Raw genomic sequence first — 25,497 nt, 5'->3', positions numbered from 1 at the left:
GATGGCGTGAGCGAGCGGAGCGAGCGAACCATGTCGCAGTTTTCGCACGCTGTCGACGAGCGCAGCGAGGAGAAGGCGTGAGCGCGTCGGCTGTCACCGATACCGGCCGGTCCGAGTCGGCTTGGGCGACCTTCCGGCGGGGCGTGTCGCTGTCACCCGAGCTCAAGGCGGGGCTGGCCGGCACGCTGGGGCTGGCGCTCATCGCCATGATCGGCCGCGCGGCGGTGCCGGTCGCGGTGCAGCAGGGCATCGACCGCGGGCTGGGCGGGCAGAACGGCCCGGACATGGGCGTGATCGCGACCATCGTCGGCATCACCGCGCTGATCCTGGTGGTCACCACGGCCTGCGGCTACTTCATGATGCGGCGGCTGTTCACGGTCAGCGAGACCGCGCTGGCCAACATCCGGGTGCGCACCTTCCGGCACATCCACGATCTGTCGATGCTGCACCAGCAGTCCGAGCGCCGCGGCACCATGGTGTCCCGGGTGACCAGCGACGTCGACTCGATCACGCAGTTCATCCAGTGGGGCGGCGTGATCCTCATGGTCAACGGCGGCCAGCTGGTGGTCACCACGATCGTGATGGCGTTCTACTCGTGGCAGCTCACGCTGGTGGTGCTGGCCGCGTTCCTGCCCGCGGTGATCGTCATCCGGGCGTTCCAGAAACGCCTGTCCGGGGCGTACGCCGAGAACCGCCGCCGGATCGGCGTCATGCTCGGCGCCATCTCGGAGTCGGTCGTGGGCGCGTCGGTGATCCGGGCGTACGGCGTCTCGCAGCGCAGCGGCGCGAAGCTGTCCGAGACCATCGACGACTACCAGCAGGCCCAGCGCCGCGCCATGCGCATCAGCGTGACCAGCTTCTCCACCGGCGAGATCGCGGCCGCGCTGGCGCTGGCGTCGGTGGTCCTGGTCGGGGTGCGGCTCGGTATCGCGGGCCAGATCACGCTCGGCGAGATGACCGCGTTCCTGTTCCTGGTCACGCTGTTCATCCAGCCTGTCCAGATCGCCACCGAAGTCCTCAACGAGGCGCAGAACGCGGTCGCGGGCTGGCGCCGGCTGCTCGACGTCGTCGACCTCAAGCCCGACGTGGCCGACCCCGCCGAGAACGGCGTGCACCTGCCGGACGGCCCGCTGGACATCAGCTTCGAGCGGGTCAGCTTCAGCTACCCGGTCGACGGCGAGCCCGGCCCCCGCGTGCTGCACGAGGTGCACCTGGACATCCCCGCGAAGACCCGGGTCGCGGTCGTCGGCGAGACCGGCAGCGGCAAGACCACGTTCGCCAAGCTGCTCACCCGCCTGATGGACCCGAGCGAGGGCCGGGTGCTGCTCTCGGGCACCCCGCTGACCGACGTACGTTTCGCCTCACTGCGCAGCCGGGTGGTGATGGTCCCCCAGGACGGTTTCCTGTTCGACGCCACGGTCGCCGAGAACGTGCGCTTCGCCCGCCCCGACCTCACCGACGTCGAACTGGAACAGGCCTTCACCGACCTGGGCCTGCTCGACTGGGTCCAGGGCCTGGCCCACGGCCTGGACACTCCCGTAGGCGAGCGCGGCGAGGCCCTCAGCGTCGGCGAACGCCAACTCGTCGCCCTGGCCCGAGCCTACGTAGCCGACCCCGACCTACTCGTCCTCGACGAAGCCACCAGCGCCGTGGACCCCGCCACCGAGGTCCGCCTCCAGCGCACCCTCGACGCCGTGACCCGGGGCCGCACCACGGTCGCCATCGCCCACCGCCTCTCCACCGCCCAATCCGCCGACGAAGTCATCGTCGTAGACAAGGGCGTGGTAATCCAACGAGGCCCCCACGACCAACTCCTCACCGCCCCCGACTCCACCTACGCCAAGCTCTACGCCTCCTGGCTCGAACAAACCCGCTAACCGAAGATCGCGACGATCTTGCGTGGACTGTGGGGTGCGACACGCCCATACAGGGCGTATCCCCAACAGCTCGCGCAAGATCGTCGCGATCTTGGTGGGATCAGCGGGAGTAGAACTCGACTACGAGTTGCTCGTCGCAGAGGACGGGGATTTCGGTGCGGAGGGGTTCGCGGGTGAGGGTGGCGCGGAGGTCGGACAGGGTGACCTCCAGGTATGGGGCGGTGGGGCCGTCGAGGTGGGCGCCGGCGGCGGCGATCTGGAACGGGGGCTTGGTGCGGCTGCGTTCGCGGACGGTGATGGTCTGCCAGGGCTGCACGCGGTAGGAGGGGCGGTCTACCTTGTGGCCGTCCACGGCGATGTGGCCGTGGCCAACGGCCTGGCGGGCCTGGTAGATGGTGCGGGCGAAGCCGGCGCGCAGGACCAGGGCGTCCAGGCGGCACTCCAGGGCGACGAGCAGGGTTTCGCCGGTCTTGCCCGAGCTGCGGGCGGCCTTGTCGAACTGGTTGCGCAGCTGGGTCTCGCTGATGAAGTACTGGTGGCGCAGGCGCTGCTTCTCCAGCAGGCGGACCTGGTAGTCGGAGGGCTTCTTGCGGGCCCGCCCGTGCACGCCCGGCGGGAACGGCCGGCGCTCGAAGTACTTGACGCACTTGCGGGTCAGCGGGATGCCGAGAGCCCGGGACAGCTTCGCCTTGGGCCGCGCTTGGTTCACGAGGGTGCCTCCAACTTCCGGATGTCATAGGTTAGGCTCGCCTAACGTAGGTAAGCCTAACCGATGTTGGAGGACCGCCGTGCCGCACCCCGCCGAGATCGCCCGCTCCCTGACCGCCGGCCGCCTTCCCGGCATGGCGCAGGTCCCGTTCCACGCCAGCCCGTACCGGGTGCGCCACGCCACCGACCACGAAGGACGCCCGCTGCTGCTGTGCCGGGAGGGCGGGCAGCTCGACAGCGCGCTGCGCCCGCGGGACGGGGAGGGCGACGACACCGCCGTCGTGCTCGCCGTGGGGGAGTCCCGCGGGGCGCGGGTATGGGTGTCGGGCTGGGCCGCCGCGCTGCAGGGCATCGAGGCCCGCGCCGCCGCCCTCGAGTTCGCCGCCGTGAACCCGGTCAGCGACCTGCTCGACGTGGACCGCGGCTTCCGGCTCTACCGGATGGACGTCGCGGAGGTACGGCTGGAGTGCCCGACCGGGCACCTGACCGAGATCGACGTCGAGGACTACGCGGCGGCCGAGCCCGCGGCGTCGGTGGCCTGACGGCACGACTGCGTGACCGGCGAGCTCGCCGCGCGGCCGGGGGTGACCGACCTATCCCCGGCCGGGGTCGCCCGCGCCGGTCGCCTCCGGCGTGGCGGAGTCGGTGAGGGACCCGAGGTCGCCGGTGAGATAACGCTGCAGGTTCGGTGCGACCGCGGCGACGACCTGGTCGGCGGGTAACGAGGCGAGCGGTTCGAGTTTCATGATGTAGCGGATCATGACCAGGCCGCCGATCTGGCTGGCGACCAGCGACGCGCGCAGCGAGGCCTCCGCCGCGTCCAGTTTCAGCTCGGCCTGGACCCGGCGCAGGATCTGGGTGGCCAGGAACTCGCGGAACAGGCGCATGGTCCACTCGTTGCTCATCGCGGAGCGGAACATGGAGACGCCGATCGTGCCGATCGGCGAGTCCCACACCGTCACGAAGATGCGCGCCAGGCGTACGCCCGCCTCCTCCGGCCCGCCTGCCACCACGTCCTCGATCAGCTCCCGGGGGTCCATCGGGAACTGCATGGCGGCGATGAAGAGCTGCTCCTTGGTGCCGAAGTAGTGGTGCACCAGGGCAGGGTCGACCTCGGCCGCGGCGGCGATGGCGCGCATGGTCGCGGCGTCGAAGCCCTTCTCCGCGAACAGCTCCCGTGCCGCGGCCAGGATGGCCTCGCGGGTGTCGGGATTGCCCGGCCGGCGCCCGGTGCGGCTGCGCTTCATCTGGCCCTTCCTCGGTACGCGCGGCGCGTCCCCGGCGCGCTGCCGCTACGGCGGCGTGCCGGGGACGTCCGTGCTCGTCGGTCCATGACGATTCTCCCGGACGGGGCCGGGCGTTGCGGTCAGGGGGTGCGGCGGCGCAACGTGCCCGCCGCGGCGACCAGCGCCACCACCACCGCGCCGGCGACGATGCCGAAGTCGCGCCACATGGTGCCGGTCGGCTCGGCATGCGCGCCGACCTCCTGCAACGCCTCGACGGCGTAGGTCAGCGGCAGCACGTCGCTGATCGCCTGCAGCCAGCCCGCCATCAGGTCGCGCGGCACGAACAGCCCGCACAGCAGCAGCTGCGGCACCGCCAGCACCGGCATGAACTGCACCGCCTGGAACTCCGTTTTGGCGAACGCGCTGGCCAGCAGGCCGAGCGCCATGCCCAGTACGGCGTTCGCCACGGCGATCATGACGACGTAGCCGGCGGCGCCCTGGGTGTCCAGGTCGAGCAGCAGGTAGGCCAGCGCGCTGGCGAAGCCCGCCTGCACCGCCGCGGCCAGCCCGAAGGCGAGGCCGTACCCGAAGAGCAGATCGGTCTTGCGCAGCGGGGTGGTGAGCAGTCGCTCCAGCGTGCCGGTGGTGCGCTCGCGGAGCATGGCGATGCTGGTGATCAGGAACATGATGATGAAGGGGAAGACGCCCAGCATGATCAGTGCGATGTGGTCGAAGACGCCGGGCTGGCTGTCGTACATGAAGTAGAGCAGCGTAAGCAGCAGCGTCGGCACGGCCACCAGCATCGCCACGGTGCGGCGGTCGTGGCGCAGCTGGCGCAGGATGCGACCGGTGGTGTGCAGCAGGATCATGACGGGACCTCGCTCGTCTCGCCGGTGGCGCGCGGGGCGGGGACGCCGGTCCCCTGGCGCCGGATCAGGGTGAGGAAGGCCTGGTCGAGATCGTCCGTGCCGGCGGACGCCTTGACCGCGGCCGGGGTGTCGTCGGCGATCAGCAGACCCTCGCGGATGAGCAGCAGCCGGTCGCAGCGGTTGGCCTCGTCCATCACGTGGCTGGACACGACCAGGGTCGAGCCGCTCTCGGCGAGCCCCCGGAACTGCGCCCACAGCTCGTCGCGCAGCACCGGGTCCTGCCCGACGGTCGGCTCGTCGAGGATCAGCACCTTCGGCTTGCTGACGACGGCGCAGGCCAGCGAGGCCCGGCTGCGCTGCCCGCCGGACAGGTTGCCGACCAGCTGCGACGCGGCCTCGGCCAGGCCGACGTCACGCACCGCGGCATCGGCCTCGGCCTGGCCGAGCCCGTAGAGCGCGGCGAAGTAGCGGGCGTTCTCGCGCACCGTCAGGTCGGCGTACACGCTGGGGGCCTGCGTGAGGTAACCGATCTCCTTGCGCAGTTTCGCATCGCCCGCCGGGCGGCCCAGCACGGTGACCGTGCCCGAGCGCACCACCTGGACGCCCACGATCGCGCGCATCAGCGTGGTCTTGCCGCTGCCGGACGGGCCGAGCAGGCCGGTCACGCTGCCTTCCGGGATGGTGCAGCTCAGGCCGTGCAGCACAGGCCTGGCTCCCCGGTGTACGACGAGGTCGGCGACCTCGATCGCGGATGTCATGGGGGTCCTCCGTAGGAATTCAACACTCGTTGAACTCAACGGTAGGTGAATTGTGTGCGCCTGGCAATGCGCCTGAATGGATCCTGGTGCCGGGAGGGCGGCCCCCGGCACCAGGAAATGGATCAGAGAGCCAGCACCCGGTCGAGGAAGTTCTTGTAACCGCGCATGGCGATGCGCATGGCCTCGGTGTCCGGCGCGGCGCCCTGGCGCGGATCCAGGTCGCCCTGCTCGGCCAGCAGTTGCGCGGCCAGGGCCGACACCGCTTCGCTGACCAGCGCCTGCGCGTCGTTCAGCGCCGACTCCGGCTCGTCCACGAACCGGGTCTGCACCTCCCGCCACGCGTCGCGGAAGCGCTGCGCCTGCTCCGCCTCCCATACGGCGATCGGCGTCTCGGCCACGTCGCCCGGCCGCAGCGCGGTCGCGGTCGGTGCCACCTGCTCCACGTCCAGCTCCTCGTCGTCCACCTCGTCTGCGTCGGCCGCGGCGTCGATCCCCCCGACCGGCGCCACCTCCTCCGCCTCGTCGGCGACCTCGGCCGCGTCCGCCGCGTCGATGATCTCCGCCTCCGGCGCGTCCGCGGAATCGGCGGCAGGCGCCCCCTCGACGTCTGCCTCCGCCACCTCCCCGGCCTGCTCGCCGACGGCCTCCATCTCGGCGTCGACGACATCCGCCTCCGGCTCGTCCTGCTCGATCTCGGCCACCGCCTCGACCTCGGTCGCGGTTTCGTCGTCGGGGGTCGGATCCGCCTCGGCGTCCGGCCCGGACTCGTCGGCTTCCGCCTCCGGGGCATCCACTGCCCCGTCGGACTCCTCGACCACGGCACCCGCGTCCACCTGCGCGTCGGCCTCCGCTTCAGGCTCCTCGGCCTCGGTGTCCCCAGCCTCGGCCGTCTCGTCGGCCGCCGCCTCGACCGCGTCCTCCGCGTCCTCCGCGTCAATCTCGGCGGTCTCGGCAGCCTCGTCCAGGCTCGTCTCCGCGGACTCCTCGGTGTCGGCCTGCCCGTCGATCGCCGCGTCGTCCACATCGTCGGACTCGTCGTCCTCGGTCTGCACCTCGGGCGTCTCGTCGGCTTCCGCCTCAGGCGTCTGGTCGGCCTCCGCCTCGGGCGTCTCGTCGGCTTCGGCGTCGATGTCGTCGTCCGCCTCGTCGGCCTGGTCCGCGGGCTCACCGTCGGTGTCCGCTTCAGCCGCGGCTTCGGCGGTGTCCGCCTCGGCTTCGGGTGATTCGTCGGCGTCGGCTTCCGCCTCGGGCGTCTCGTCGGCGTCGGCTTCCGCGTCCGGCGTCTCGTCGGCGTCGGCTTCCGCCTCGAGCGTCTCGTCGGCGTCGGCTTCCGCGTCCGGCGTCTCGTCCGCGTCGGCTTCCGCGTCGGGCGTCTCGTCGGCGTCGGCTTCCGCTTCCGGCGACTCGTCCGCGTCGGCCTGCGCGTCCGGAGTGTCGTCAGTGGCTTCGGGGTCGTCCGCGTCGTCTGCGTCCCCGTCGGCCTGCGGGGTGGCGAGGGTGGGCAGCTCGCTGGTGTGTTCCAGCAGTGCGGCCTGCTCGTGCGGACTCAGCTGCAGGGTGGGCTCGAGCTCGTCGGCGGCCTCGGCCTCGGGGGCCGGCTGCTGCGCCGGCGGGATGAAGGTCGGGATGTGCGCCGGGAGCGGCGCGAAGTGGGGGTTGGTCATGCGATTCCTCGGCTCTCGCGGTGGGGGAGAGCGCCCGCGGGCGCTGCGCGCAGATGCCCGTCAAGTTACCGCCGGGCTGCCCGTTCTCGCGTCATACCAGCGTCCATACCTGTGACCGGGGCCACCTCGATCGTCCGACTTGCCAGGCAGTCGCGGGTATGGCGGATCAAGATACGCACGGATGCCTGGCACGTCGGACGATCTTGGGTGAGGGCGGCGGCCGACGGCAGCAGGTGAGACGTGGGCCGCACCGGCGCGGCGGTGTGCTCGGCGGTGAGGGAGAATTTCGGTGTGTCAGGGACCGAGCAGCTGGATCCGGGGATCGCCGCCCGCTTGAAGCGTGACCGCGACGGGCTCGTCGCCGCCGTGGTGCGCCAGCACGACACCGGTGAGGTGCTGATGCTGGCCTGGATGGACGACGAGGCGCTGCGCCGCACGCTGTCCACCGGCCGGGCCACCTACTGGTCGCGCAGCCGCGGGGAGTACTGGGTGAAGGGCGCGACCTCGGGCCACCACCAGTTCGTCAAGTCCGTGGCGCTGGACTGCGACGGCGACGCGCTGCTGATCAGCGTCGACCAGGTCGGCCCGGCGTGCCACACCGGCACCCGCACCTGCTTCACCGACGAGCTGCCGGTGCAGACCGGCGAACTGTTCCAGGAGTCGCACCGGTGAGCGGGCCGGTCATGGACGGCGGCACGATCCACGCCGCCGGCAAGCGCCGCGAGGAGATGGCATGAGCAGCAGCGCTGCGAGCAGCGGGGCGGTCAGCCCCGACCTGGCCGGGTTCCGGGCCCGCGCGGCCGCCCGCCGGGTGGTGCCGGTGACCCGCCGGCTGCTGGCCGACGCGGAGACGCCGGTCGGCGTGTACCGCAAGGTGGCCGGCGGCCCGGGGACCTTCCTGCTGGAGTCGGCCGAGCAGGGCGCGGGCGCGGCGGGCACGGCCTGGTCGCGCTACTCCTTCATCGGGGTGCGCAGCCTGGCGACGCTGACCGAGCGCGGCGGGCAGGCGCACTGGCTGGGCAGCCCGCCCGACGGGGTGCCGGTCAAAGGCGATCCGGTCGCCGTGCTGCGGGCCACGGTCGCCGCGCTGACCGGCCCGGACGACGAGGACGAGGGCCTGCCGCCGCTGACCGGCGGCCTGGTCGGCTTCCTGGCGTACGACCTGGTGCGCCGGTTCGAGCGGCTGCCGCAACTGGCCGACGACGACCTGCACGTGCCTGAGCTGGGCCTGTTCCTAGCCACCGACCTGGTGGTGCTGGACCACTACCTGGGCCAGGCGATCGTGGTCGCCAACGCGGTGCTGCCCGAGCAGGCCGACGACGAGCAGATCGCGGCGGCCTACCACCACGCGATCGGCCGCCTGGACGCGATGACGACGGCGCTGTCCCGGCCCACCCCGCCGATGATCTCGACGGTGACCGCGGTGCGTCCCGCGGAGCTGGTGTCGCGCACGCCGTCCGGGGAGTTCGGCAAGGCGGTGGAGGTGGCCAAGGAGGCGATCCGGGCCGGCGACTGCTTCCAGATCGTGGTGTCGCAGCGCTTCGAGACGCGCACCGAGGCCGACCCGCTCGACATCTACCGGGTGCTGCGGGCCACCAACCCCAGCCCGTACATGTACCTGCTGCGCTTCGACGACTTCGACATCGTCGGATCGTCCCCCGAGGCGCACGTGAAGATCACCAAGGGCGACGACGGCGTACGCCGTGCGCTGCTGCACCCGATCGCGGGCACCCGGCCGCGCGGCGAGTCCCCGGAGGCCGACGCCGCGCTGGCCGCGGAGCTGATCGCGGACCCGAAGGAGCGCTCCGAGCACGTCATGCTCGTCGACCTGGGGCGCAACGACCTGGGCCGGGTGTCGCGCGCGGGCACCGTCGAGGTGCCGGAGTTCGCCATGGTCGAGCGCTACAGCCACGTCATGCATATCGTCTCGACCGTCGTCGGCGAGCTGCGCGAGGGCACCTCGCCGCTGGACGCGCTGGCCGCCACGTTCCCGGCGGGCACGCTGTCCGGGGCGCCGAAGGTACGCGCCATGGAGATCATCGAGGAGCTGGAACCGACCCGGCGCGGCCTGTACGGCGGCACGGTCGGCTACTTCGGCTTCGGCGGCGACCTGGACATGGCGATCGCGATCCGCACCGCGCTGCTGCGCGACGGCGTCGCGTACGTGCAGGCCGGGGCCGGGGTGGTGGCCGACTCGGACCCGGCGCTCGAGGAGCTGGAGACGCAGAACAAGGCGATGGCCGTGCTCGCCGCGATCGCCACCGCGCAGACCCTGCAGGCCGCCCGATGAGCGCGCCCGACGGCACGGCCCGGCAGGCGGAGCCCGGCACGGCCGAAGACGGCACAGTGACCGTGGATCCGCAGGCGGGCTCCACCACGACCGGCGGCCCGACTTCCGAAGCGCCCGCACCCGCCGCCGCCGACGACGTGCGGCGCGCCCGCACGCGGCGTACCCGAATGATCGTGATCGGGGTGCTCGCGGCGCTGGCGGTGCTGTGGTTCGTGCCCGGCGGTGCGGTGTCGTGGGTGCGTCCCGCGCTGCTCGCGCTCGCCGCGGGCGTGGTCGCGGTCTGGTACTGGCGGCGTTCCGGAAGCCACGCCCGGCGTACCGCACCGGCGGCGCCGCGCGCCGAGAACACCCGCGACGTGTGGGACGCACTCGACCGGGGCGAGGACCTCACCGATGAAACGCGTGTCTGACCGGGCGCTGATCGTCCGCGTCGACACCGGCACCGCCGAGCTGATCCCCGACCCGGACCTGCCCGACGCCTGGCTGCTGCGCCTCAACGGCACCGCCCAGTCGCACGTCAACCTCAACGATCCGACACTGATCGCGTTCGACTACATCCGCCGCTTCGCCGACGTCATCGACGCGGTCTGCCCACCCGGCGCACTGGACGTGCTGCACCTCGGCGGGGGAGCGATGACCCTGCCGCGCTGCCTGTCCGTGATGCGCCCCGGCAGCGGCCAGCGGGTCGTCGAACTCGACCGTGCGCTCGCCGAGCTGGTCACCACCCGGCTCCCGCTCGACGACGAGGACATCGAACTGATCGTCGCCGACGCCCGCGCCGCCCTGGAGGACGCCGAGCCCGCCTCCGCCGACGTGATCGTCGCCGATATCTTCACCGGCGCGAAAGTTCCCCCGCACGTCAGCACGGTCGAGTTCGCCCAGGCCGCACACCGCGCACTCCGCCCCGGCGGCTGGTACCTCGCCAACATCATGGACGTGGCCCCGCTGACCGTCGCCCGCCGCCAGGCCGCCACCCTGCGCGAGGCCTTCAGCCAGGTCGCCGTGGTCGCCGACGCGGCCCTGTTGCGCGGCCGCGGCACCGGCAACCTGCTCATGGTGGCCGGCGACGACCCCGAAGGCATCCGCAAACTCACCCGCCGCATCGCCGCCGACCCCACCCGCGCCCGCGTAGAACACGGCCCTCGCCTGGCGGACTTCATCCGCACCGCCCAGCCCAAGCGAGACGAGTAGCGGATCTGCGGTTTCGGGGAAACTGCGCGAATCCCGTACGACATTCCCGCAGTTTCCCCGAAACCGCAGACCCTGAGTCGCACATGATCGCGCAGGCACGGCGCGGCCTCGCGGAAGTGACCCCACCCACCGCCCTGCGATCGGCCGCCGGTCGCACCCGTAAAGGAGCGTGGCATCGCGCAGCGATGTAGCGACGCGCGGGTGCGACCGGCTGAGAGGCCGATCGCCGCGTCCGCCGGAGGCGGACGCCAGAAGCAGAGCATTATGCACTAGCCCATCAGGTGAGGCACGCCATACCCCGTTCACCTTGCGCGGCGGGGCAGTGCCTAGAGTCTGGCCATGGCACCCGACGAGCTGAGCAGCACGGAGCCTGGCGAGCCGGCCCCGAGCGCATCGATGCGAGACAGCGGCGGCAGCGTGCTCGACGAGATCATCGCGGGGGTCCGTGAGGACGTCGAGGCGCGCCAGAACCAGGTCTCCATGGACGAGATCAAGAAGCGCGCGGCGGCGGCTGCGCCACCCCTGGACGCGTATGCGGCGTTGCGCCGCTCCGGCGTCGGTGTGATCGCCGAGGTGAAGCGCTCGTCGCCCTCCAAGGGCGCGCTGGCGGAGATCCCGGACCCGGCCGAGCTGGCCGCGGAGTACGAGGCCGGCGGCGCCCGTGCGGTCAGCGTGCTGACCGAGGGCCGCTGGTTCGGCGGCTCGCTGGACGACCTGGCCGCGGTGCGCGCCCGGATCGGCATTCCGGTGCTGCGCAAGGACTTCGTGTGCTCGGCGTATCAGGTGCACGAGGCGCGCGCGTACGGCGCGGACCTGGTGCTGCTGATCGTCGCGGCGCTGGAGCAGAAGGTGCTGACGGGCCTGCTCGACCGCATCGAGTCGCTGGGCATGACCCCGCTGGTCGAGGTGCACACCGAGGAGGAGGCCGACCGTGCCCTGGAGGCCGGCGCCCGCGTCATCGGCGTGAACGCCCGCAACCTGCGCACACTTGAGGTGGACCGGTCGGTGTTCGAGCGGATCGCGCCCGGCCTGCCGAACAGCGTCCTCAAGATCGCCGAGTCGGGTGTGCGGGGGCCGCTCGACCTGATCAAGTACGCCTCGGCGGGCGCCGACGCGGTGCTCGTCGGTGAGGGTCTGGTGACCCAGAAGAGCCCGCGCGACGCCGTCGCCGAACTCGTCAACGCCGGCAACCACCCCGCAACGCCGCGGCCGACCCGCTGACGCTTCCCCCGCGCTGGACCGCCCTCGCCTGAGGGCGGCTTATGCCGAAGGAGGGGCACATGTTGCCCGACGACAGGGGCCACTTCGGCCCGTACGGCGGCCGCTTCGTCCCGGAGGCGCTGATCGCGGCGCTGGACGAGCTGGACGCGCACTACCGCAAGGCGATGGCGGACCCCGAGTTCACCGGTGAATTCGAGCGGATGCTGCGCGAGTACGCGGGCACCCCGTCCCTGCTGTACGACGCCACGCACCTGTCGGCGCACATCGGCGGCGCGCGCATCCTGCTCAAGCGCGAGGACCTGAACCACACCGGCGCGCACAAGGTGCGCAACGTGCTCGGCCAGGCCCTGCTGACCAAGCGCATGGGCAAGGGCCGGGTCATCGCCGAGACCGGCGCGGGCCAGCACGGCGTGGCCAGCGCGACCGCCGCGGCGTACCTGGACCTCGAGTGCGTGGTCTACATGGGCGAGGTCGACACCAAGCGGCAGGCCCTCAACGTGGCCCGGATGAAGATGCTCGGGGCGACGGTCATCCCGGTGACGACCGGCTCGCGCACCCTCAAGGACGCCATCAACGAGGCGCTGCGCGACTGGGTCACCAACGTCGACGACACGCACTACCTGCTGGGCACCGCGGCCGGGCCGCACCCGTTCCCGGCGATGGTGCGCGACTTCGTGCGCGGCATCGGCGTCGAGGCGCGGGCGCAGTGCCTGGCGCTGACCGGCGCGCTGCCCGACGCGGTCGCGGCCTGCGTGGGCGGCGGCTCCAACGCGATCGGCATGTTCCACGCCTTCGTGCCCGACGCCGACGTGCGCCTCTACGGCTTCGAGGCGGGCGGCGACGGCATCGACACCGGCCGGCACGCCGCCAGCATCACCGGCGGCAGCCACGGCGTGCTGCACGGCTCCCGGTCCTACCTGCTGCAGGATGAGGACGGCCAGACCATCGAGTCGCACTCGATCTCGGCGGGCCTGGACTACCCGTCGGTCGGCCCCGAGCACGCCTGGCTGCACGACCAGGGCCGGGCCCGCTACCAGCCGGTCACCGACGCCGAGGCGATGGACGCGTTCGCGCTGCTGTGCCGCACCGAGGGCATCATCCCGGCGATCGAGAGCGCGCACGCGCTGGCCGGGGCGCTGCGGGTGCTCCCGGCGCTGCGCGAGGAGCTGGGCCACGAGCCGACGGTCATCGTGAACCTGTCCGGCCGCGGCGACAAGGACATGCACACCGCGGGCGAGTACTTCGGCCTGTTCGACAGCGGGGAAGTGATCGGATGACGGTGAGCGTCGCTTTCGAGAAGGCGCGGGCCGAAGGGCGGGCGGCGCTGGTCGGTTACCTGCCTGCCGGGTTCCCGTCGGTGGCCGAGGGCATCGCCGCGGTCAAGGCCATGATCGAGTCCGGGGTCGACCTGGTGGAGATCGGCCTGCCGTACTCCGACCCGGTCATGGACGGCCCGGTCATCCAGCGGGCCACCGAGCAGGCGCTGGCCGGTGGCGTACGCACCCGCGACGTGCTGCACACCGTCGAGGCGGTCGCCGGCGCGGGCGTCCCGGTGCTGATCATGAGCTACTGGAACCCCGTCGAGAAGTACGGCGTGGACGCGTTCGCCCGGGACCTGGCCGCGGCCGGCGGCGCCGGTCTGATCACCCCGGACCTGATCCCGGACGAGGCGGAGGAGTGGCTGGCCGCCTCCGACGCGCACAAGCTGGACCGGGTCTTCCTGGTCTCGCCGTCGTCGACGGACGAGCGCATCGCGATGACCGTGGCGCACTGCCGCGGCTTCGTGTACGCCACCGCGGTCATGGGTGTAACCGGCGCCCGCGACAGCACCTCCAGCGCCGCGCCGACGCTGGTCGCCCGGGTCAAGGCGGCCGCGGGCAACCTGCCCGTCGGCGTCGGCCTCGGCGTACGCAGCGGCGCCCAGGCTGCCGAGGTCGGCGCCTACGCCGACGGCGTCATCGTGGGCAGCGCCCTCGTCTCCGCCCTCGCCGACGGCGGCCTCCCCGCCCTGCGCACCCTCACCCAGGACCTCCGCTCCGGCCTCACCCCCTGACCCTCCTGCCAGCGTCGATCATGAACTTGTGGACGTGTTCACCGGCTTGTCCGCACCCCAGCGCGTGATCATCTTCCGCGGCGAGCGTCGTGCGAAGTGATTACGGCGGCAGGGTGGCGACGCTTCGTCGAGCACGTCCACAAGTTCATGATCGACGTTGGGGGAGGCGGGGTGGTGGCAGCCGTAGGACTCCTGGCTTGACGGGTCGTTCGTCCGGCGTCGCCACGGGTGGTTTCGGCTCGGTTTCAGTGGGTGATCACGTGGTCAGGGTGGGACACCTCGCCCATCGCGTCGAGAAGTTCGTGATCAACAGGAAATCCGAGGCGGGCGGGGGTGTGGTGTTGGGGGGTGGGGGCGGTAGTGTTCTGGCCCGTGAACCTCGCCTCCATCCCGTCCCCGTCCACGGCGGTCTGGCAACTCGGACCCGTGCCGCTGCGGGCGTACGCGCTGTGCATCATCGCGGGCATCGTGCTTGCCTGCATCGTCACCGACCGGCGGATGCGCAGCCGGGGAGCCCCGCCGTGGGCCGTGCTCGACATCGCGGTGTGGGCGGTGCCGTTCGGCATCGTCGGCGCCCGCATCTACCACGTGCTCAGCTCGCCCAGCGCCTACTTCGGCGAGGGCGGTGACCTGGTCAAGGCGCTCTACATCTGGGAGGGCGGCCTCGGCATCTGGGGCGGCGTCGCGGGTGGCGCGGTCGGCGCCTGGCTGGCCTGTCGCCAGCTGGGCATGTCGTTCAGCTTCGTGGCCGACTGCATAGCCGTCGGCCTGCCGCTGGCGCAGGCCGTGGGCCGGCTCGGCAACTGGTTCAACAACGAGCTGTACGGCGGCAAGACCGACCTGCCGTGGGGCTTGCAGGTCCACGTCATGTCCGACACCCAGCCCGGCCAGGCCATGCTCGGCGCGGACGGCGAGCCGGAGCTGCACGAGGGTCTCTACCACCCGACGTTCCTCTACGAGCTGCTGTGGAACCTCGGCGTCGCCGGTGTGGTGTACGCGCTGGACAAGCGCTTCAAGTTCGGTCGCGGCCGCGCCTTCGCCCTCTACGTGATGCTGTACACGCTGGGCCGCGGCTGGATCGAGGCGATGCGCACCGACACCGCCACCATGATCGGCGGCATGCGCCTCAACGTCTGGACCTCGATCATCGTCTTCCTGGGCGCGGCGGCGTTCTTCTTCCTCCGCAAGGGCGCGCAGGAGTTCCTGATCCCCAACGTCGACGGCGACGGCGAGCCCGCCAAGGGCTTCCGCACCGTCACCGAGGCGCAGTACCAGGCCTTCCTGGCCGACGGCACCCGCCCGGACGCCGCCTCCGACGGTGACGGCGACACCGACACCGACGACACGCCCAGCGCGTCGTCGGACGAGTTCGACGACCCCGCCGGCGAGGGTTCGGACCTGTCCGCGCAGAAGACCTCCTCGACGAAGGACTGAGGCGATGCGCAGCGCGGTGGTGGTCGGTGCGGGCGTCGGCGGCCTCGCCACGGCGGGCGCGCTCGCGCGCACCGGCTGGCGGGTCACCCTGCTGGAGCGGGCGGACCGGCTGCGTGCCGACCCCGCCGCGCTGCTGCTGTGGCCCAACGCCGTCGCCGCGCTGCGCTCGCTGGGACTCGGCGCGGGCCTGACCGCCATCGGGACCAAGGTGCCGATGGGCGGCCTGCGCCGCGCCGACGGCCAGTGGCTGGCCCAGCCCTCGCCGACCGCGGCCCTGGCCGCGCCGGTCGTGGTGCACGCCGAGGACCTGCACGACACGTTCATCGCCGGGCTCGGCGACCACATCGAGATCCGCACCGGGATCACGGTGCGCAGCATGCACGCGCGGGCCGGTGACCGGCCCGCGGTCGGCGACGGCCGGCACACCTGGGAAGCCGACGTCATCATCGCCGCCGACGGCGCCGACAGCACGCTGCGGGCCCGGCTCGCGCCGCAGTCGATCGCGGTCAGCTCCGGCTACGCCGCCTGGCGCGCGGTCATCCCCTGGTACCGCGCCCCGAAGCTGCCCGACGACCTGGTGCTGGCAGGTGAGACGCTGGGCGGCGGCTACCGCTTCCTGGCCGCCTCGCTCGGTGACCGGGGCAGCTCCGGTGCGTCCAGCCGGGGCGGCATCTACTGGACCGCCACCGTCGCGGGCGCGGCCCGGCCGGAGTCGAAGGCGACCCAGCTGACGCTGCTCAAGCGCTGGTTCGCGGGCTGGCACGCGCCGATCGCGGACCTGCTGGCGGCGACCGAGCCCGACGATCTGGTGCAGCAGGACGGCCGCCAGTTGCGCCCGCTGCCCAACGAGCTGGCCTTCCCGGTCGGCACGGGCGGGTTCGCGCTGGTCGGCGACGCCGCCCACGCGATGCCGCACCACCTGGCCCAGGGTGCCGGGCTGGCTTTGGAGGACGCGGCCACGCTGCGCTCCCTGCTGCTGCCGGCGATCCCCGGGCCGGCCTGCAACGCCGCGCTCGCCGCGTACTCGGCCGCCCGCCGGGCCCGCGCCGCGCAGGTGGTCCGCCAGACGCAGCGCGTCGGCGCGGTGCTGGCCCCGCGCGGCAACCTGGTCACCCGGGCCCGCGACCGCGCCTTCGGCGCGCTGGCCCCCCGCGTCCTGGACCGCGCCGCCACCGTCGCAGCCGACTGGCAGCCTCCCTCCGCCTGACCAACCCCGCCCCGCCCCGCCCCGCGCCGCGCCGGGTTGATCATGAACTTACGGCACGGCTCACCGGCGTGTCACGCCCACAACTTCATGATCATTCGCTCAGCGGCGGCAGGCCGGAATCGATCAAGAGGTTGAGTCTTCGACATGCCGTCGACCCGTGCCATAGGTTCATGATCAACCCGTAGAGGTTGCCGGGTCAGAGTTCCGGGCCGGGTTTCATGTCGTTGCGGAGGGCGGCGGCCTTCTCGGCGAGTTTGTCGGCGGATTCCTTGGCGGACGGCTTGACGTCCGAGGGCGCCTCGCCGGGGTACTTGGCCTGGACCATGGTGTCGCCGCGGTCCTTGGTCAGGCCGACGGCCTCGGCGGCGCGCTGCTCGGCGGCGCGGGTCTTGAGGTGCTCGGAGACCCGGGAGCTCTCCTCCTCGACCTTGTTCAGCGCCCGCTCCCACCGCTCGCGCATGGGGGCGATCAGGCCGCCGCCGACGCCGACGATGAGGATGCCGGCGATGGTGGCGAGGATCGCGACCAGCACCGGCATGGTGATGGTGGTGGCCACGCCGATCTGGTTGAGGGCGGCGATCACGCCGAACGCGATGATCACGACCTGGGCGATGCGCCCGATGGTGCGGCCGTACGAGAAGTGCGACAGCGCGTTGGTGATGACGTCGAACACGGCGTTGGCGATGGCGACCGCGACCACCAGGATCACGCAGGCCACGATCAGCCGCGGCAGCCAGCTGATCACTGTGTCGATCAGGTTGCTGATCGGATTGGGCCCGAACACGCTGAACGCGAGCTGGAACGTGAACAGCAGCAGCGCGTAGTAGACGAGCTTGCCCACCAGCCCGCTGGGCGTGTAGCGGCCGGTCCACCGGTCCATCCCGGTGCGTTGGGCCAGGTGGTTGAACCTGGCCTTGGCCAGACCCTTGTCGACCAGGCTGCCGATCGCCTTGGCGATGATCCAGCCGATGACCAGGATGGCGGCGCAGGCGAGCACCTTGAGGGCGATGTACGCCAGCGCGCTGAGCAGAACCTGCACGGTCGGGTTCACGGTCGTCCACCTTCCGCCTGTGCGGAGCCGGTCGTGCTCGCCCCGCAACCTTCGATGGACGAGGGCCCGTGCCCCGCGTGAGCGGCCCGCTGAAGCGGACCTTCCAGCCGCAGACTAAGCCCGATAACGGCGCTGATCAGCTGAAATGTCGAACAGCTCCGCCCGGATCGCCCGGTCGAGAGGCGGGCGTCGATGGCGGGTATGGCCGGCGTCGATGGACCGACGCGGCGGGCGGGGCAGCGGGGCCGATCCGGCGGCGCGGCGTTAACGTAGGCGACGCGCCCGACACGCGCGGGAAACATGCTCGCCACGGCCGTGAACGGGGGCCGGGCAGCACGCCTGCCGGATTCCCGCGTACTTACTAACTGGGAAGTAGCTTCTCAACATGTGGACGTGTGATCAATCTGTGTCTGGTGGACACCCAGGGCGTTTAACGTAGACTCAACATTCACAGACTCGTCCCCATACTCGTGCGACCGCGCGAGGGAGTCCGTGCACCGATGAACCTTCGGGTTCACTCAGGGCCGACGTCGTCCCGCTCGGATAGGCACCGCTAACGAACCCGGCATAGCCCCCCGCGCCATCGCTGTCGCGGCATCCAGGCATCCCACCCCGTTCGTGGCCGATACCGATGTTCATTCCCCGTGACGACAGGAGGCCCGGTGGCATCGCCGTACCCGCACCCCCTGCAGCCTGGTAACTCGGCCGTTCCGGCCGCGATGCAGCCTGGCAAGACGGCCGAGCCGGCCGTGACGCGGCCCGGCATCTCGGCCGCGCCGGCCGCGGTCGGCCTCTACGATCCTGCCTTCGAGCACGACTCCTGTGGCGTGGCCTTCGTCGCCGACGTGCACGGCCGCCGCAGCCATGACGTGGTGGCCCGCGGCCTGTCCGCGCTGTGCCGCCTGGACCACCGCGGCGCCCGTGGCGCCGAGACGACCACCGGCGACGGCGCGGGCATCCTGCTGCAGGTCCCGGACGCCTTCCTGCGCGAGGTGGTCGACTTCCCGCTGCCGCCCGCCGGCCAGTACGCGACCGGTCTGGTCTTCCTGCCGGTCAACGGCGCCGACGAGGCCCGCGCGCTCACCGTGCTGGAGAAGTACGCCCTGGTGGAGGGCGCGCAGATCCTCGGCTGGCGGGACGTGCCGGTGGATGCCGAAGGGCTGGGCGCGACGGCCGACGCCGCGCGGCCGCGCATCCGCCAGGTGTTCCTCAGCGCGCACAGCATCACCGCGCACCGCTACGGCGAGCCGCTGGTCGGCCTGGAGCTGGAGCGCGTGGCCTACTGCGTGCGCAAGCAGACCGAGCGGGAGACCCGCGAACGCGGCGTGCCGCTGTACTTCCCGTCGCTGTCCGGGCGGACCATCACCTACAAGGGCATGCTGACGCCCGACCAGCTGGCGAGCTTCTTCCCGGACCTGTCCGACGAGCGCGTGGTCAGCGCGATCGCGCTGGTGCACTCGCGGTTCTCCACGAACACCTTCCCGAGCTGGCCGCTGGCCCACCCGTACCGCTTCATCGCGCACAACGGCGAGATCAACACGATCCGCGGCAACAAGAACTGGATGCAGGCCCGCGAGGCGCTGCTGTCCAGCCCGCTGGTGCCGGGCAACCTGCGCCGGCTGTTCCCGATCTGCACGCCGGAGGCGTCCGACTCGGCGAACTTCGACGAGGTGCTGGAGCTGCTGCACCTGACCGGGCGCAGCCTGCCGCACGCGGTGCTGATGATGATCCCCGAGGCGTGGGAGAACGACCCGGTGATGGACCCCGCGAAGCGGGCGTTCTACCAGTTCCACGCCAGCCTGATGGAGCCGTGGGACGGCCCGGCCAGCGTCGCGTTCACCGACGGCACGGTCGTCGGCGCGGTGCTGGACCGCAACGGCCTGCGCCCGGGGCGCTGGTGGCGCACCGAGGATGGCCTGGTCGTGCTGGGCAGCGAGGCGGGCATGCTCGACCTCGACCCGGCGACCGTGGTGGCCAAGGGCCGGCTGGAGCCGGGCCGCATGTTCCTGGTCGACACCGAGCAGGGCCGGGTCATCTCCGACGAGGAGCTCAAGAGCGACCTCGCCGCGTCGGAGCCGTACACGGAGTGGCTGCACAGCGGGCTGATGCACCTGGAGGGTCTGCCCGAGCGCGAGCACATCGTCTACACCCACGACTCGGTGCAGCGCCGCCAGCAGACCTTCGGCTACTCCGAGGAGGAGCTGAAGATCCTGCTCGCGCCGATGGCGCGGGTCGGCGCGGAACCGCTGGGCTCGATGGGCACCGACACGCCGATCTCGCCGCTGTCGAGCCGGCCGCGCCTGCTCTACGACTACTTCCACCAGATCTTCGCGCAGGTCACCAACCCGCCGCTGGACGCGATCCGGGAGGAGATGGTCACCAGCCTGGCGTCGACCATCGGCCCGGAGGGCAACCTGCTGGACCCGGGTCCGACCAGCTGCCGGCAGATCGTGCTGCCGCACCCGATCATCGACAACGACGAGCTGGCGAAGATCCTCTCCATCGACGAGGACGGCAACCTGCCCGGCTTCAAGGCGGTGCGGGTCTCCGGCCTGTACCCGCTGCGCGACGGCGCGACGGGCCTGCGGGCCCGGCTGACCGAGATCTGCCGGCACGTGTCCGAGGCGATCGAGGACGGCGTGCGCATCCTGGTGCTGTCGGACCGCGACTCCACGGCCGACCTGGCGCCGATCCCGTCGCTGCTGCTCACCGCGGCGGTGCACCAGCACCTGGTGCGGGAGCAGACGCGCACCCAGGTCGCGCTGATCGTCGAGTCCGGCGACTGCCGCGAGGTGCACCACGCCGCCGTGCTCGTCGGCTACGGCGCGGCCGCGATCAACCCGTACCTGGCCTTCGAGAGCGTCGAGGACCTGATCACCACCGGCATCCTGCCGAACATCGCGCCCGAGAAGGCCGTGCGCAACGTCGTCAAGGCGCTGGGCAAGGGCATCCAGAAGATCATGTCCAAGATGGGCATCTCGACGGTGTCGTCGTACTGCGGCGCGCAGGTGTTCGAGGCGGTCGGCCTGTCGTCGGATCTGGTGGAGCGTTACTTCACCGGCACGCCCAGCCGCATCCAGGGCATCGGCCTGGCCGAGATCCACGCCGAGGTCGCCGCGCGGCACGCGGTGGCGTACCCGACCAACCCGGCGGAGCAGTCGCACCGGCGGCTGGAGGTCGGCGGCGAGTACCAGTGGCGCCGCGAGGGCGAGGTGCACCTGTTCAACCCGGAGACGGTCTTCCTGCTCCAGCACGCCACCCGCTCCGGCCAGTACGACGTGTTCCAGCGGTACACCGAGAAGGTCGACGGGCTGGCCGCGCAGGCGGGCTCGCTGCGCGGGCTGTTCCGGTTCGCCGAGACCACGCCGATCCCGCTCGAGGAGGTCGAGCCCGCGACGGAGATCGTCAAGCGGTTCGCCACCGGCGCGATGTCGTACGGCTCGATCTCGGCCGAGGCGCACGAGACCCTCGCCATCGCGATGAACCGCATCGGCGGCAAGTCGAACACCGGCGAGGGCGGCGAGGACGTCGACCGGCTCTACGACCCGGCGCGGCGCTCGGCGGTCAAGCAGGTGGCCTCCGGCCGCTTCGGCGTGACCACCGAATACCTGGTGCACGCCGACGACATCCAGATCAAGATGGCGCAGGGCGCGAAGCCCGGCGAGGGCGGCCAGCTGCCCGGCAACAAGGTGTGGCCGTGGATCGCCAAGACCCGGCACGCCACGCCGGGCGTCGGCCTGATCTCGCCGCCGCCGCACCACGACATCTACTCGATCGAGGACCTGGCGCAGCTGGTGTTCGACGTCAAGTGCGTCAACCCGGGCGCGCGGGTGCACGTCAAGCTGGTCAGCGAGGTCGGCGTCGGCACGGTGGCGGCGGGTGTGGCCAAGCTGAAGGCCGACGTCATCCTGATCTCCGGGCACGACGGCGGCACCGGCGCGTCCCCGCTGAACTCGCTCAAGCACGCGGGCACCCCGTGGGAGCTGGGCCTGGCCGAGACGCAGCAGACACTGCTGCTCAACGGGCTGCGCGACCGGGTCACCGTGCAGGTCGACGGCCAGCTCAAGACCGGCCGCGACGTGATCGTGGCGGCGCTGCTGGGCGCGGAGGAGTTCGGCTTCGCCACCGCCCCGCTGATCGTCGAGGGCTGCATCATGATGCGGGTCTGCCACTTGGACACCTGCCCGGTCGGCATCGCCACCCAGAACCCGGTGCTGCGCGAGCGTTTCACCGGCAAGCCGGAGTTCGTGGAGAACTTCTTCTGGTTCCTCGCCGAGCAGGTGCGCGAGCAGCTGGCGGCGCTGGGCCTGCGCAGCATCGACGAGGCCGTGGGCCGCGCCGACCTGCTCGACCTGGCCCCGGCGACCGAGCACTGGAAGGCGCACGGGCTGGACCTGTCGCCGGTGCTGACCGTGCCGAGCTCGCCCTACGGTGACGCGCCCCGCAAGGTGCGCGACCAGGACCACGGTCTGGAGAATTCGCTGGACAACATGCTGCTGCGGCACGCCGAGCCGGCGCTGCTGACCGGCGCGCCGGTGCGGTTCGACGTGTCGGTGCGCAACGAGCACCGCAGTGTGGGCGCGATGCTGGGCGGTGAGGTCGTGCGGCGCGCGGGAGGGGCGGGCCTGCCCGACGGCACCATCGACGTGACCCTGCACGGCACGGCCGGGCAGTCGTTCGGCGCGTTCGTGCCGCGCGGCGTGACGCTGCGGCTGCTGGGCGACGCCAACGACTATGCGGGCAAGGGCCTGTCCGGTGGGCGGCTGATCGTGCGCCCGGACGCGCGCAGCCAGTTCGCCGCCGAGGACCAGATCATCGCAGGCAACACTCTGCTCTACGGGGCGACCTCGGGTGAGGTGTACCTGCGCGGCCGGGTCGGCCAGCGCTTCGCGGTGCGCAACTCCGGCGCGACCGCGGTGGTCGAGGGCGTGGGCGACCACGGCTGCGAGTACATGACCGGCGGCACCGTGGTGGTGCTCGGCCCGACCGGGCGCAACTTCGCCGCGGGCATGTCCGGTGGCGCGGCGTTCGTGCTCGACCTGGACCCGCTGCTGGTCAACCGGGAGCTGGTGGACCTCGGCCCGGTCGGCGAGGTCGAGGCGGAGGGCCTGCTCGAGGTGGTCGAGCGGCACTTCCAGGAGACGGGGTCGGCGGTGGCGGAGAAGCTGCTGGCCGACTGGGCGGGCAGCGTGGAGCGCTTCACCGCCGTGATCCCGCGCGACTACAAGCGCGTGATCGAAGCCATGCGGGCCGCCGAGGCTGCCGGCCGCGACATCGACGCCGCGGTCATGGAGGTGGCACGTGCCTGACCCCAATGGTTTCCTGCGCTTCGGCCGGCGTCTGCCGGCCCGCCGGCCGGTGCCGGTGCGCATCATGGACTGGCGCGAGGTGTACCCCGCCGCCGACGACGAGCTGATCCGCGAGCAGGCGGGCCGCTGCATGGACTGCGGCATCCCGTTCTGCCACGAGGGCTGCCCGCTGGGCAACCGGATCCCGGACTGGAACGACCTGGTCCGCACCGGCAACTGGAACGCCGCGATCCAGTCGCTGCACAGCACGAACAACTTCCCGGAGTTCACCGGGCGGCTGTGCCCGGCGCCGTGCGAGGCGTCGTGCGTGCTGGCCATCGGCGACACTGCGACATCGGCCGGCTCCGGCGGTGCCGTGACCATCAAGCAGGTCGAGGTCGAGATCATCAATCGGGCGTACGAGAACGGCCGGGTCCGCCCGCAGCCGGCCGTCGCCCCGTCGGGCAAGACGGTGGCCGTGGTCGGGTCCGGCCCGGCCGGTCTGGCCGCGGCGCAGCAGCTGGCCCGGGCCGGTCACGCGGTGACCGTGTACGAGCGCGACGACGCCATCGGCGGCCTGCTCCGCTACGGCATCCCGGACTTCAAGCTGGAGAAGCAGCACATCGACGCCCGCGTCGAGCAGCTGCTGGCCGAGGGCGTGGCCTTCCGCACCGGCGTGAACGTCGGCGTGGACGTGTCCGCGGCGCAGCTGCGTGCCGAGCACGACGCGGTGCTGCTGGCCACCGGCGCGCTGGCGGGCCGCGAGACCGACACCCCGGGCCGCGAGCTGTCCGGCATCCACCAGGCGATGGCACACCTGACCCAGGCCAATGTGGCCGTGGCGGGCGGCCCGCAGCCGCAGATCACCGCCGCCGGCAAACACGTGATCATCATCGGCGGCGGCGACACCGGCGCGGACTGCCTGGGCGTGGCCCACCGGCAGGGCGCGGCGTCGGTGACCCAGCTCGACCGCTACCCGCAGCCCCCGGACGCCCGCGACGAGGGCCGCGACCCCTGGCCGACGTGGCCGTGGATCCTGCGCAACTACGCCGCGCACGAGGAGGGCGGCGACCGGGTCTTCTCCGTCGCCGTGCAGCGTTTCGTGGGCGACGAGCAGGGCCGCGTCCGCGCGATCGTGCTGGTCGACGTGATCGTCGAGCGGGTGAACGGCCGCGGCGTGGTCACCGAGGTGGCCGGCACCGCGCGGGAGATCCCGGCCGACCTGGTGCTGCTGGCGATCGGCTTCGAGGGCACGGATGCGGCCGAGGCCCTGACGCAGCTCGGCCTGGCCCGCAGCCCGCGGGGCACCGTCGAGTGCGGCCCGGACTGGCAGACCCCGGCCGACGGCGTCTTCGTGGCCGGCGACGCGCACAAGGGCGCCTCGCTGATCGTGTGGGCGATCGCCGAAGGCCGCAGCGCCGCCGCGGCGATCCACCGCTACCTCGGCGGCGAGGGCAGCCTCCCCGCTCCCGTCGAACCCTCCTCCCGCCCCCTCATCCCCGCCTGACGAAAGGAAGGGCACCTTCACAGCGCCATGCGCTGCAGAAGGTGCCCTTCTTGTCGCTTCAGGACGGCCGGCCTCAGCGGCTGGCGGGTCCGCGGCTTTTCGGGTCGCCGCGGCGGACCGGCAGGACGGTGACGTTGTCGGCCTGCATGCGGGTCACCACTTCGAACAGCTCCTCCTGGTCCTCGCGCAGCAGCTCCACCATCGCGCTGAGCTTGCCGAGGTCCTCGCGCACGTGCAGCTGCGGAGTCTCCACCCCCACGGCCCGTCCGGCCGCCTCCTCCAGCGTCTTGCTGTACTGGGCGAGCTGCTGGACGATGTCGCTCAGCGCGGTGATCACGATGCGCATGTGCTCGCCGCGCTGGTGGTCGCGGGCCAGCTGCCGGGTCTCCGCCTCGTGCAGGCGGTTGACGAGGTGCTCGTTGGACAGCGCCACCGCACCGGCGAGCATGAGCACCACGCCGATCGCCGTCGCGGCTATCACCCTGGCCAGCACGCTCGTCTCTCCACTGACCCCCTGGATCGGCCAGACGACGAGATATGCCGCCAGTACCAAAACCAGGGCGAGGCCGATAATGGAGAGCCAGAACGCCCCGCTCTTGACTTTGACAATCACCTGTCTTCCCTTCCGGGACCGCTGGGCGTCCGGGCGCATACGCCGAATGAACGAACACTCAGCGTGCCTCCAGTGACGCCGATGCGCTAGTAACACAGAGCGAATTCACTTACGACGCCGAATTGTGGACTGCAGGTCAGCACGCCATCATCCGGACGTACTGACTCCGGGCGCTGAGGACATCACCGATTCAAAGAAGACGCATGTTGCAATTCGCACGTGCACGGTACGTCTAAAAATGCCGATATCGCAACGTATGAACGGATGATTCGCGCGTCACCGTGAGTGACTGCGTGAGCGGACATCGATGCACATTAACGAGGTGTTACATCGAATCGGGCAGTTGCCTTCAAAGACAGGCTACACAGAGTAGTACTCGATCACTCTGTGCTGATCAATGAACCAGGGCGAGCATGGTGGTGAACACTCCGAAGGAGACGAACACCCCCAGCCCGAAGATCACACCCTCGGCGAACAGCAGCAGCATCGCCAGCAGCCTGGTGCTGCCGTGCCTGCGGCGGTAGAGCTCCGACGCCATCG

Annotated in this window: 21 protein-coding genes; 13 read left to right on the top strand and 8 right to left on the bottom strand. The window is 71.6% G+C overall.

The genetic code is table 11. The annotated features are described in order from the left end of the window. The first annotated feature begins 77 nt into the window (after window positions 1-77). Window positions 78-1,877, top strand: a complete 1,800-nt coding sequence (locus tag FLL47_RS16700) for an ABC transporter ATP-binding protein (protein WP_144121423.1) — start codon at window positions 78-80, stop codon at window positions 1,875-1,877. A gap of 100 nt (window positions 1,878-1,977) precedes the next feature. On the opposite strand, the gene rpsD is transcribed toward FLL47_RS16700, so the two are convergent. Next, on the bottom strand, window positions 1,978-2,586 hold the full coding sequence (gene rpsD, locus FLL47_RS16695) for a 30S ribosomal protein S4 (RefSeq protein ID WP_144121422.1): 609 nt from the start codon (window positions 2,584-2,586) through the stop codon (window positions 1,978-1,980). Between the two features lie 79 nt (window positions 2,587-2,665). On the opposite strand from rpsD, the gene FLL47_RS16690 reads away from it, so the two are divergent. Next, complete coding sequence (locus FLL47_RS16690; protein ID WP_144121421.1) at window positions 2,666-3,127, top strand: hypothetical protein; 462 nt, start codon at window positions 2,666-2,668, stop codon at window positions 3,125-3,127. A 51-nt stretch (window positions 3,128-3,178) separates the two neighbouring features. Here the strand turns inward: FLL47_RS16690 and FLL47_RS16685 are convergent, their stop codons facing one another. From FLL47_RS16685 to FLL47_RS16670, 4 genes are all read right to left on the bottom strand, one after another. Further along, on the bottom strand, window positions 3,179-3,832 hold the full coding sequence (locus FLL47_RS16685) for a TetR/AcrR family transcriptional regulator (RefSeq protein ID WP_144121420.1): 654 nt from the start codon (window positions 3,830-3,832) through the stop codon (window positions 3,179-3,181). A 119-nt stretch (window positions 3,833-3,951) separates the two neighbouring features. Next, window positions 3,952-4,680, bottom strand: coding sequence for an ABC transporter permease (locus FLL47_RS16680; RefSeq protein ID WP_144121419.1), 729 nt, complete (start codon window positions 4,678-4,680; stop codon window positions 3,952-3,954). Next, entirely contained in the window at window positions 4,677-5,438 is a 762-nt protein-coding gene (locus FLL47_RS16675) for an ABC transporter ATP-binding protein (RefSeq protein ID WP_144121418.1), read from the bottom strand. Before FLL47_RS16675 ends, FLL47_RS16680 begins: the two co-directional genes overlap by 4 nt. Window positions 5,439-5,560: 122 nt before the next feature. After that, the gene (locus tag FLL47_RS16670) at window positions 5,561-7,102 is read right to left on the bottom strand and encodes a hypothetical protein (protein ID WP_144121417.1); all 1,542 of its coding nucleotides are present in this window, start codon (window positions 7,100-7,102) and stop codon (window positions 5,561-5,563) included. A gap of 291 nt (window positions 7,103-7,393) precedes the next feature. Here FLL47_RS16670 and hisI point away from each other — a divergent pair, with 291 nt between their 5' ends. The 9 genes from hisI (at window position 7,394) to FLL47_RS16625 (ending at window position 16,498) form a co-directional block, all read left to right on the top strand. Continuing rightward, window positions 7,394-7,774, top strand: coding sequence for a phosphoribosyl-AMP cyclohydrolase (gene hisI, locus FLL47_RS16665; RefSeq protein ID WP_246158036.1), 381 nt, complete (start codon window positions 7,394-7,396; stop codon window positions 7,772-7,774). A gap of 61 nt (window positions 7,775-7,835) precedes the next feature. Continuing rightward, entirely contained in the window at window positions 7,836-9,392 is a 1,557-nt protein-coding gene (locus tag FLL47_RS16660) for an anthranilate synthase component I (RefSeq protein ID WP_144121415.1), read from the top strand. After that, a complete protein-coding gene (locus FLL47_RS16655) occupies window positions 9,389-9,802 on the top strand; it encodes a hypothetical protein (protein WP_144121414.1) in 414 nt (137 codons plus the stop codon). Before FLL47_RS16660 ends, FLL47_RS16655 begins: the two co-directional genes overlap by 4 nt. Next, window positions 9,786-10,583: a spermidine synthase gene (locus tag FLL47_RS16650; RefSeq protein WP_144121413.1), complete on the top strand. Its 798-nt coding sequence runs from the start codon at window positions 9,786-9,788 to the stop codon at window positions 10,581-10,583. Before FLL47_RS16655 ends, FLL47_RS16650 begins: the two co-directional genes overlap by 17 nt. 417 nt (window positions 10,584-11,000) lie before the next feature. After that, on the top strand, window positions 11,001-11,804 hold the full coding sequence (trpC, locus tag FLL47_RS16645) for an indole-3-glycerol phosphate synthase TrpC (RefSeq protein WP_144121609.1): 804 nt from the start codon (window positions 11,001-11,003) through the stop codon (window positions 11,802-11,804). A gap of 59 nt (window positions 11,805-11,863) precedes the next feature. Further along, complete coding sequence (gene trpB, locus FLL47_RS16640; protein ID WP_186315767.1) at window positions 11,864-13,081, top strand: tryptophan synthase subunit beta; 1,218 nt, start codon at window positions 11,864-11,866, stop codon at window positions 13,079-13,081. Next, window positions 13,078-13,857 (top strand): tryptophan synthase subunit alpha, encoded by a 780-nt coding sequence (trpA, locus tag FLL47_RS16635; RefSeq protein ID WP_144121411.1) that lies wholly within the window; start codon window positions 13,078-13,080, stop codon window positions 13,855-13,857. The genes trpB and trpA overlap by 4 nt, the downstream gene beginning before the upstream one ends. Before the next feature lie 372 nt (window positions 13,858-14,229). Then, complete coding sequence (gene lgt / locus FLL47_RS16630) at window positions 14,230-15,291, top strand: prolipoprotein diacylglyceryl transferase (protein WP_144121410.1); 1,062 nt, start codon at window positions 14,230-14,232, stop codon at window positions 15,289-15,291. Between the two features lie 4 nt (window positions 15,292-15,295). Then, window positions 15,296-16,498 (top strand): FAD-dependent oxidoreductase, encoded by a 1,203-nt coding sequence (locus FLL47_RS16625; protein WP_144121409.1) that lies wholly within the window; start codon window positions 15,296-15,298, stop codon window positions 16,496-16,498. 196 nt (window positions 16,499-16,694) lie between these two features. Here FLL47_RS16625 and FLL47_RS16620 read toward each other — a convergent pair whose 3' ends face one another. Next, window positions 16,695-17,549 (bottom strand): mechanosensitive ion channel family protein, encoded by an 855-nt coding sequence (locus FLL47_RS16620; RefSeq protein ID WP_186315766.1) that lies wholly within the window; start codon window positions 17,547-17,549, stop codon window positions 16,695-16,697. Window positions 17,550-18,268: 719 nt separating this feature from the next. On the opposite strand from FLL47_RS16620, the gene gltB reads away from it, so the two are divergent. Both gltB and FLL47_RS16610 read left to right on the top strand, forming a co-directional pair. After that, a complete protein-coding gene (gene gltB, locus FLL47_RS16615) occupies window positions 18,269-22,858 on the top strand; it encodes a glutamate synthase large subunit (protein WP_144121608.1) in 4,590 nt (1,529 codons plus the stop codon). Further along, entirely contained in the window at window positions 22,851-24,344 is a 1,494-nt protein-coding gene (locus FLL47_RS16610) for a glutamate synthase subunit beta (RefSeq protein WP_144121407.1), read from the top strand. Before gltB ends, FLL47_RS16610 begins: the two co-directional genes overlap by 8 nt. A 73-nt stretch (window positions 24,345-24,417) precedes the next feature. Here the strand turns inward: FLL47_RS16610 and FLL47_RS16605 are convergent, their stop codons facing one another. Together FLL47_RS16605 and FLL47_RS42975 are read right to left on the bottom strand one after the other, a co-directional pair. Then, on the bottom strand, window positions 24,418-24,957 hold the full coding sequence (locus FLL47_RS16605; RefSeq protein ID WP_144121406.1) for a hypothetical protein: 540 nt from the start codon (window positions 24,955-24,957) through the stop codon (window positions 24,418-24,420). A 394-nt stretch (window positions 24,958-25,351) separates the two neighbouring features. Further along, on the bottom strand, window positions 25,352-25,495 hold the full coding sequence (locus FLL47_RS42975; protein WP_186315765.1) for a hypothetical protein: 144 nt from the start codon (window positions 25,493-25,495) through the stop codon (window positions 25,352-25,354). Window positions 25,496-25,497 lie beyond the last annotated feature (2 nt).

The organism is Catellatospora sichuanensis (assembly GCF_007483665.1).
Taxonomy (GTDB): domain Bacteria; phylum Actinomycetota; class Actinomycetes; order Mycobacteriales; family Micromonosporaceae; genus Catellatospora; species Catellatospora sichuanensis.
Note: the sequence above shows the minus strand (reverse complement) of the source record. Positions and strands in the feature narration are given on the sequence as shown.

Coding starts and splice junctions, on each gene's coding strand:
- FLL47_RS16685 (WP_144121420.1), bottom strand. CDS start 3,832: ATGAAGCGCAGCCGCACCGGGCGCCGGCCGGGCAATCCCGACACCCGC.
- FLL47_RS16680 (WP_144121419.1), bottom strand. CDS start 4,680: ATGATCCTGCTGCACACCACCGGTCGCATCCTGCGCCAGCTGCGCCAC.
- FLL47_RS16675 (WP_144121418.1), bottom strand. CDS start 5,438: ATGACATCCGCGATCGAGGTCGCCGACCTCGTCGTACACCGGGGAGCC.
- FLL47_RS16670 (WP_144121417.1), bottom strand. CDS start 7,102: ATGACCAACCCCCACTTCGCGCCGCTCCCGGCGCACATCCCGACCTTC.
- FLL47_RS16660 (WP_144121415.1), top strand. CDS start 7,836: ATGAGCAGCAGCGCTGCGAGCAGCGGGGCGGTCAGCCCCGACCTGGCC.
- FLL47_RS16655 (WP_144121414.1), top strand. CDS start 9,389: ATGAGCGCGCCCGACGGCACGGCCCGGCAGGCGGAGCCCGGCACGGCC.
- FLL47_RS16650 (WP_144121413.1), top strand. CDS start 9,786: ATGAAACGCGTGTCTGACCGGGCGCTGATCGTCCGCGTCGACACCGGC.
- trpB (WP_186315767.1), top strand. CDS start 11,864: ATGTTGCCCGACGACAGGGGCCACTTCGGCCCGTACGGCGGCCGCTTC.
- trpA (WP_144121411.1), top strand. CDS start 13,078: ATGACGGTGAGCGTCGCTTTCGAGAAGGCGCGGGCCGAAGGGCGGGCG.
- FLL47_RS16625 (WP_144121409.1), top strand. CDS start 15,296: ATGCGCAGCGCGGTGGTGGTCGGTGCGGGCGTCGGCGGCCTCGCCACG.
- gltB (WP_144121608.1), top strand. CDS start 18,269: ATGCAGCCTGGCAAGACGGCCGAGCCGGCCGTGACGCGGCCCGGCATC.
- FLL47_RS42975 (WP_186315765.1), bottom strand. CDS start 25,495: ATGGCGTCGGAGCTCTACCGCCGCAGGCACGGCAGCACCAGGCTGCTG.